Here is a 1,154-nt window from a genome sequence, read left to right as displayed (position 1 = left end):
AAGTAAGAGCTCATTGACAAGTGCATAGAGTAAGTCCAAAGTAATAAGGGCATACGGTGGATGCCTAGCCAGCTGGAAGCGAAGAAGGACGTGGTAAGCTGCGAAAAGCTGTGGGGAGCTGCAAACGAGCGAAGATCCACAGATATCCGAATGGGGAAACCTGCCGAAAGGCATCCTGGAGACAGGAGGCGAAGCTGGGGAAGTGAAACATCATAGTACCCGGTGAAAAGAAATCAAACGAGATTCCCGGAGTAGCGGCGAGCGAAAGGGGAAGAGCCCAAACAGTAGCGATGTAAAAGCGGGCAGGCGTTGTTGCTACTGGGTTGAGGGTAACAGCTACCCGAACTGCCAGATAGGGGGTTGGATATATATAAGAAGTGGAAAGGCATGGGAAGGCCTACCGGAGAAGGTGAAAGTCCTGTACACGTAAATATATATATTCGACTGCTGTTAACCCGAGTAGCGTAGGACACGAGGAATCCTGCGTGAAGCTGGGTGGACCTCCATCCAAGGCTAAAGAGGACAGCTGAGCGATAGTGGAGAAGTACCGTGAGGGAAAGGTGAAAAGGACCCCGGGAGGGGAGTGAAAGAGAACCTGAAACCGTATGCCTACAGGAAGCGGGAGCGAAAGTGACCGCGTGCCTTTTGATTAATGAGCCTGCGAGTTATTTTCGGTGGCGAGGTTAAGCCGGTAGGTGGAGCCGAAGGGAAACCGAGTATGAAGAGTGCGACAGTCACCGGAAATAGACCCGAAGCCAGGTGAGCTACCCATGTGCAGGATGAAGCTTGGGTAAAACCAAGTGGAGGTCCGAACTGGTGGATAGTGAAAAATCCTCAGATGACATGTGGGTAGGAGTGAAAAGCTAACCGAACCTGGGGATAGCTGGTTCTCCCCGAAACGTGTGTAGGCACGGCCTCTGGAAAAGAGTTATGGAGGTAGAGCACTGAATGGTGTAGGGGGGTAGACCTCTGAAACCAATCAAACTCCGAATGCCATAACTGGATGCCAGGGAGAAAGACTATGGGGAATAAGCTTCATGGTCGAGAGGGAAAGAGCCCAGACCGACAGCTAAGGTTCCGAAGAAGCGGCTAAGTGTGAAAGGAAGTGGACCTCTTAAGACAGCCGGGAGGTTGGCTTAGAAGCAGCCATCCTT

1 rRNA gene is annotated in these 1,154 nt (G+C 51.7%); it reads left to right on the top strand.

Annotation, left to right across the window (positions count from 1 at the left end):
* Positions 1 to 33 precede the first annotated feature (33 nt).
* A 23S ribosomal RNA gene (locus AD60_RS10065) occupies positions 34 to 1,154 on the top strand; the annotation flags it as partial.

The organism is Petrotoga sp. SL27 (genome assembly GCF_002924605.1).
Taxonomy (GTDB): domain Bacteria; phylum Thermotogota; class Thermotogae; order Petrotogales; family Petrotogaceae; genus Petrotoga; species Petrotoga sibirica.
Note: the sequence above shows the minus strand (reverse complement) of the source record. Positions and strands in the feature narration are given on the sequence as shown.